7 protein-coding genes are annotated in these 6,815 nt (G+C 59.3%); 3 read left to right on the top strand and 4 right to left on the bottom strand.

Annotated elements, in window-relative coordinates:
* Window positions 1-66: 66 nt before the first annotated feature.
* Together MXAZACID_RS17060 and MXAZACID_RS17055 are read right to left on the bottom strand one after the other, a co-directional pair.
* Entirely contained in the window at window positions 67-786 is a 720-nt protein-coding gene (locus MXAZACID_RS17060; RefSeq protein WP_008495795.1) for an RES family NAD+ phosphorylase, read from the bottom strand.
* Window positions 783-1,196, bottom strand: a complete 414-nt coding sequence (locus MXAZACID_RS17055) for an MbcA/ParS/Xre antitoxin family protein (protein ID WP_008495794.1) — start codon at window positions 1,194-1,196, stop codon at window positions 783-785. The genes MXAZACID_RS17060 and MXAZACID_RS17055 overlap by 4 nt, the downstream gene beginning before the upstream one ends.
* A gap of 175 nt (window positions 1,197-1,371) precedes the next feature.
* Between MXAZACID_RS17055 and MXAZACID_RS17050 the strand changes: the two genes are divergently transcribed.
* The 3 genes from MXAZACID_RS17050 to MXAZACID_RS17040 all read left to right on the top strand — a co-directional run bounded on the left by MXAZACID_RS17050 (window position 1,372) and on the right by MXAZACID_RS17040 (window position 3,736).
* Complete coding sequence (locus tag MXAZACID_RS17050) at window positions 1,372-2,028, top strand: response regulator (RefSeq protein WP_008495793.1); 657 nt, start codon at window positions 1,372-1,374, stop codon at window positions 2,026-2,028.
* Complete coding sequence (locus tag MXAZACID_RS17045) at window positions 2,025-3,338, top strand: HAMP domain-containing sensor histidine kinase (protein ID WP_039885772.1); 1,314 nt, start codon at window positions 2,025-2,027, stop codon at window positions 3,336-3,338. Before MXAZACID_RS17050 ends, MXAZACID_RS17045 begins: the two co-directional genes overlap by 4 nt.
* Window positions 3,339-3,424: 86 nt before the next feature.
* Entirely contained in the window at window positions 3,425-3,736 is a 312-nt protein-coding gene (locus MXAZACID_RS17040) for a PepSY domain-containing protein (protein WP_008495791.1), read from the top strand.
* A 195-nt stretch (window positions 3,737-3,931) separates the two neighbouring features.
* Here the strand turns inward: MXAZACID_RS17040 and MXAZACID_RS17035 are convergent, their stop codons facing one another.
* Window positions 3,932-6,550: a TonB-dependent receptor gene (locus tag MXAZACID_RS17035; protein WP_205619864.1), complete on the bottom strand. Its 2,619-nt coding sequence runs from the start codon at window positions 6,548-6,550 to the stop codon at window positions 3,932-3,934.
* An 83-nt stretch (window positions 6,551-6,633) separates the two neighbouring features.
* A partial coding sequence (locus MXAZACID_RS17030; RefSeq protein WP_008495789.1) for an energy transducer TonB occupies window positions 6,634-6,815 on the bottom strand: 182 nt, incomplete at its 5' end.

The following is a 6,815-nucleotide window of genomic DNA, read 5'->3' as shown; positions in this document are numbered from 1 at the left end:
GGCTGAAGGATGTCGCTTCGCAAAATGCCCGTGAACATGTGTGGCCCTTGTTTGCTTCCGCCCTCTTCAGCATTCCTTCACCCGAAAAACCCCTCCCGTCCCTGCATCGCGGATCAGATCAACGCGGGCCCCATCCCAGTGATAATCAAGATGGCGCCCTTGCACGGGCGGCGAGACTAGATCCGGGTAAAACAGCCCCACGCAAACACCGTCAGGATCGCGCCTGCTGGGGTAAACCAGCCCCTCAGATCCACGGCCCCGCAAGGCCGCTGCCAATTGTTGCGCCATGGTGTAATCATCTGGGTCCAATACGGGCATGAGCGCGGCGGGCCCGCCCCGCAGATCATGCAGCGAGGCCTGGATATCCAGCACAAGCTCCCGAAACTGCGATGTCCAGCCAGACGGTTGTCCGGTCTGTGCCATGAAGCGTGCGTGGTGGTGAATGGTTTCAAGCAGGGCCGTCTCATATGTCCGCGCGGCGTACAGCACGCCATAAGCCCCTGTGCTGAACCGGCTCGGCCGCTCAGGGCTGACATGCGTGAACGGGGCCATGAGATAACTCGCTCCCGGCCCGGAAACGCGCCGCGACACCGGCACCAGATCAAGTGCGCCGATCGTTTCCATGAGGCGCGGATTGGTCTTCTGCTCCGCGGCGATCAACAAGGGCCAATCTTCTGGATCGGCAATATCTTCGAACAAATCGACAGGCGGATACAGGCTGCGGATGATCCGCCTGGCACCAACCCAATGAACCGGCGAGATGGGGACGATCGACGGGTCGATCACCAGCCGCCACGCTCCGCATCCAGATAATGCCGCACACGCATGAGGTCGGTTAGTTCACCCTGGAGCATGACCTCCAAAGCCGAGCGGCCGCCAAAAGCCGCATTCGGGGCTTTGATCCAGCCATAGCCGCGCGCCGGCTCCTTGAAAATGATCCGCAAGGCTTTGTGGATCCCCATGAGGTTGGAGAGCCTGGCCTTGCCGTCACGGCCAATCCGGCCAAGCTCGCCAGCTTTCCAACGGGCAAAGGTACGGCGCGGCAAGTCGAGGATGATCGCGGCCTGGTCGTCTGTCACCCCCCATAGGCGGAAAAGGTTCAATGCCGCACGGAACATGGCGCCTGCCTCTTCATCGGTGATCGGGTCAGGTGAAAAGGGCTTCGGCGCAACGGTGATCTGGCTAAGCACAGACATGGGAAGCTCCTGTCATGTGGCTATATATACGCCATGTATTGCCATATGGCAATAACCATACTGGGCGGCCGCGCTTAGCCATGCACTACCATTCAATTCTCCTAAAATTTGGATCCGCTCGCGCGTTCGCGTATAGCCTCTTGTTTGGCTCGGCCCCTTCGCCCAAGCTGGTCATATGCGGGTATTGCTGATCGAGGATGATGCGCTGATCGGCGCGGGTTTGCTCGCCGCCTTGAAATCAGCGGGCATGATGGTGGACTGGGTCCGTGACGGGGTGACGGCGGAGGCGGCATTGCGCGACAATGCCTATGCCATCGCCTTGCTTGATCTCGGCCTGCCGGGCCTGGACGGGCTGAGCGTGCTAAAAGCCGCGCGGCAGAAAGGGGTGGAAACGCCTGTGCTGGTGATCACCGCCCGCGATGCGGTGGAGAGCCGCGTCGCTGGGTTGGATCTTGGGGCAGATGATTATCTGGTGAAGCCGTTTGCAGTGCCTGAGTTGCTCGCGCGCATCCGGGCCCTGATCCGCCGCCACGCCGGGCGGGTAACCGCGCGGCTGGAAACCAGCGAGGCGGCGCTTGACATGGCAAGCCACGAATTTTCCTATGGCGGCCGCACCGAGCGCCTTTCCGCGCGGGAATACGCGCTGATGCAGGCGCTGATGAGCCGGCCGGGACGGATTTTATCCCGCGCCGAGATTGAGGAGCGCCTCTATGGCTGGGGCGACGAGGTGGAAAGTAATGCCGTGGAGGTATTAATCCATTCCATCCGGCGTAAATTCGGAAAGCAGGTCATTCTGAACATACGCGGCGCTGGCTGGATGGTGGAAAAATGAGCCCCGCCCTCTCATTGCGCCGAACCGCTTTGGTGTGGGTCACCTTCCTGCTGGTGGGGGCCGGGCTCATCGCGGCGGGCGCGGCGTATCTGTATAGCAAGAGCGAGACCGCGGATTTTCTGGACGGGCAACTTCGCCAGATCGCTTTGAACGCCGGGCGCGGCCCCGGCACCGCCAACGCGCCCCCAGCACCCGACCAGGATGCCGAGGACCGCTTTGCCGTGACAATCTGGAATGCGCAGGGAAGCATGCTGCATCAAACCATACCCGGCATGTTTACGTCACCTCCGCGCCAGGCTGGCTTTTCCACGGCGCGGATCGGCGGCGAAGCCTGGCGGGTCTATGTATTGCGCGGCGTGGACCGCACCGTGGCGGTCGCGCAGCGTGAGATCGTCCGCGACGAAATCGCCAGCAATGCCGCTATCGGCGCGGCCTTGCCGGCGGCGCTGCTGATCCCTTTCTCCTGGCTGCTGGTCTGGCTCACCCTGCATCGCACTTTGCGACGGCTCGACCTCTTGGCCGCGGACCTCGCCACACGCGGCACCATGGCTACCGAGCCCTTGCCGCTGCATGGCATCCCTCAAGAATTGACGCCGCTGATCACCAGCATGAACGGTCTCATCGTCAGGCTTCAGGCCGCGCTTTCCGCGCAGAAGCGCTTCCTGGCCGATGCCGCGCACACGCTGCGCACGCCGATCGCCGCGATGCAGATCGAGATCGATAATCTCGTCGCCGGGGCACCGCTCGCTTTACCGCGCCTGGCCGCTCTCGCAGCGGGGGCGCGCCGCAGCGCGCAGCTGACCGACCGGCTCCTGCGCCTGGCCCGGCTCGACGAACCGCCGGCGCTGCCCGCCACCCGTTTCGATGCCGCACGGCTTCTGCTTGATTGCGTTGCGGATCACGCTGCACTCGCCGCGCGCAAACACATCGAGCTGAGCGCGACCATCCCGCCCCGATTCCTGGTGACTGGCGCCGAGGACGACGTGCGCACGCTCTTCGGCAATTTAATCGAAAACGCCGTTACTTACACGCAGGCCGGCGGAACCGTGGACATTTCCTTGCGCCGAAGCCAGGCCGGCGGCTGCGCCGAAGTGCGCGATAACGGTCCTGGCCTTCCCGAAGGCGCGCAAGCGCGGATTTTCGAACGCTTCTTTCGCGCCACGCCGGAGGTGGCGGAGGGCACAGGGCTAGGGCTCGCCATCGCCCGCCGCATAGCTGAGCGCCATGGCTTTGGGCTGGAGGTCACAAACCGCACCGACGCTGTCCGCGGTGTTATGGCGACGGTGACGATGCCGGGCAGTTGGGCCTAAGTTTCAGCTAAGTCTGCACCGCTAAACCAGAGTCAAGGCGCCCGGCGTGGCCGGCGCCGAACGTAGATGAACTATGGAGTTTGACGATGAAATTTGCGTATCCTGCCCGTACTCTGGGCGCTCTGGCGATCCTCGCCGGTTTAGCGGCGCCGGCTCTAGCCTACACAGGCGAAAACCTCTCAGGAGGCGCCAAGATCAGCCTCGAAGCGGCGCGAAACATCGCTCTGAAGGCGCAGCCTGGCAAAATCGCGGATGAAGAGCTGGAGAAGGAAGCTGGTGGCAGCGGCTTGCGCTACTCATTCGACATCAAATCCGGCGCGAAAACGAATGAGGTCGGGGTAGATGCCGTGACCGGTGCCGTTCTTGAGAACAGCGTGGAGGGGGCCAACGCGGATTAGGGCAAACTGATACCCGGGCGAGCGGCGCTCCCGCCCGGAGGATAAATGGATGACCACCAGTCTCGCCAACCATGAGGATCGCGAGGCTGGTGGTTTATCGATGCGTCACCCCCACGGCGACGGGGCTAACGCATCAACTTCGATAATCATGCCGCGATGAAAGCCTGCGGTCCCGCGGCAATATCGTCGCGGACGTCAAAGACGATAATGTACGCCGAACAGAATACGTTGCCCGTAATATTCGCGCTGAATGGGATAAAATCTGTTGGAGCCCTGCGTGATATATAGGCGGTAATTGGTCAGGTTGGCACCTTGGGCATAGAAGGTCCAGTGCGGAGTCAGCTGATAAGACGCGCTTACATCCAGCATGAAAGTCGGCTGGGTGTAAGTGCTGCTCCCCGGGCTGCTGCCGGCGGCGAAGAGATTGCGTGAAGTGTAGTTTTCGCTGATCTCGAAATCGAACGGGCCTTTTTTATAAGTTTCGGCGATATTGGCGGTCAGCGGATAGGTCTCTGGCAGGATGGAACGCCCCTGACCGGGGAAGATTTTACCCGTGCCATCCACGTAGGTCAGATTGGCATCGATCCCCAGACCATCGAGCGGATGTGGCAGGAAATAGAAACGCTGAATGGCCTCGAGCTGGACGCCGCGCACCTGGGCGCCGCTGATATTCTTGAACGTCTGATAGGTGTTGCCGTTCGCATTATAGTTGGTCGCAATGATATAATTGTCGATATTTTTGAGGAAGCCATCAACCATATAAACGCCGTCATTATGCGTGTAATAGGCCAGCGCGACATCGAATGTCCGGCCGGTTTGCGGCTTCAAATTCGGGTTGCCGGTCGAGATCAAGGACCCACTGCCACTGCCCAGGGCTGCGTTCGCGGTCGTGGAAATCGCCGGGCTGACTTGCTGGAAGCCGGGACGGGCGATACCTGTCGAATAGGCAAAGCGCCCCTGCAACTCTGGCGTGAAATCATATTTCAGCTGCACTGTCGGGAAGATGTTGTTGTAATTCTGGGGCTTCGTAATCTGCCCCCCGATCGTGGTATTGCCGTTAGCATCAGTGGTGGAAGCGTAGCCGGAATATGCGGCATCTGTCGCCTCGAACCGGAGGCCCGCAAGAACCTCAAGCTTGTTCCATTGCAAATCTTCTTGCGCGAAACCCGCATATATATTCTCACGATCATGCTGGTAGGATTGCGCGGCAGAAATCGGATCGGCCGAGGTCGTGTAGCCTTGACCAAAGAGCTGACCGTAATTCAGATTTGGGCCGAGCGGATAGCGGCCATAGGTCGTTAGGTTGGACATGCCGCCCGTAACGCTGGCCAGCGAATAGCCGCCATTCACCGGCGTATAGGAAATGGTGGAGGCCATGCTGTTGCGCGAGCGCAGGCTGAAATCCGCGCCAACTTTGAACGAGCCGAGGGTATTGAGGAAGCTGGTCGGCACCGCGAAAGAGGCGCCGTTGTCATAAATCCTGTCTGTGGCGCTGATCGGAAGATTGGTTAAATCGCTGAAGCTGTAATTATTTGGGTTGGTGGGATCATACGCCGCACCGGACGCAGTTGCGATGCTGTACGACCGGAAATTCCGGTTACTGGTATCGTAATCGATTGTCAAATTCTGATCGTTGCTGCCAAAATTCGAGACAAAATCATGGTTGAAACGATCGAACCCCTCGGCATAGCCGCTGTGGAAAGTCACGTTCACCAGGTTGGCGACCATGAAATTGCCGCCCGCCTTGAGCACTGTCATGCCGTCGGTTTCGGAGCTGTTCTCATAATATTTGTTCAGATTAGCGCCTGTCGCCGTGAAGTTGTTGTTGCCATTATCGACAGAGGACGCATCGAGATTTTGAAGGTAAAGTTCGTCTTTTTGAATGGTCTCATTCATGGACGAGAACATACCGAGCACGTAGAGATGCGTTTGCGGGTTCGGATCGAAATCGATCTCGCCAGTATACCCCTTCGAGATGCGCTGGTTGTTATATCGGCGCAGCTGAAGATTATTAATCTGAGCCGGCATGCCCGCAGTGGTGGTGCCGTTCGTATACCCCTCTTCCATATCGAAAATACCCGGGGAAGTATTAATATACCCGAAGCTCCCAAGCACCGTGAACGGCTTGGCATTTTCGAACTTCAACCCTGGAATGGCGAAGCGCTTTCCGGCGGTAACGCTAACCTGACCCATGGCATTGTGCTGCAAGAGCGTTGTGCCGCCGCCGGCATTTATATCAAGCATGGTATCTTTATCCGCGGGCATGCTCGGCGGCAGCAAATCGATCACACCACCAAGACCGGTGGCGGCGATATCGGGAGTGAGGGTTGGTATCACTTTCGCCCCCCCGATAATGCCGGGGGGTAAAAAGTCCAACGCCACGGCGCGGCCGCCGCCGGTCGGGCTGGCATTGGTATTGGTGCCGGGAAGCTCAAGCCCTGCATAGCGCGTAGAATTCAAATCCTCTGACAAGCCGCGTACCATCACGTAGCGGCTGAATCCGGAATCAGTCGCGGTGCTAATGCCAGGAACATGCTTCAGGTTTTCAGCAACGTTTGAATCCGGAAGCTTCTGCATCACGGATTCAGGTTGCACATAAATAATGTTCGGGGCTAATTTCTGTTCCTTAACCGCTTGCTTTTGAGAGCCCGTTGAGCTCGGCGCCACGGCTGCACCGCTATTGGTATAATTAGAGCCCGTTGCGGTCACGGTCCCAAGATCAAGGTTAATGGGAGAGGTTGGCGCGCTCGATTGGGCACTTGCCCGTGCGAGTGGCAACGCCGATAGTGCCGTTGAGGCAAAAAGAAAAATCACGCGAGAGCGTCTCAAGCCGTACATAATGCGTCTCCAATTTCACGGGTTTTGGATATCGACAGCGGTCAGTCGGGATTCATATCCTACGACGTCATCTCAAAAATCACTTCGACGGTGACGTCGTAGCTACGTCCTGCGAAGCCCGGCGGCGGAGCTGGATAATGCGCGATGCGGGCGGCCTGCAGGGCCGCCTGGTCGAGCAGCGGAAAGCCGCTGGAATGTGCCAGGGCGATGTCGCTCACCACACCGTTGCGATAGGTGAAGG

Origin of the sequence: Acidocella sp. MX-AZ02 (genome assembly GCF_000306035.1) — a bacterium.
Lineage (GTDB): Bacteria > Pseudomonadota > Alphaproteobacteria > Acetobacterales > Acetobacteraceae > Acidocella > Acidocella facilis.
Note: the sequence above shows the minus strand (reverse complement) of the source record. Positions and strands in the feature narration are given on the sequence as shown.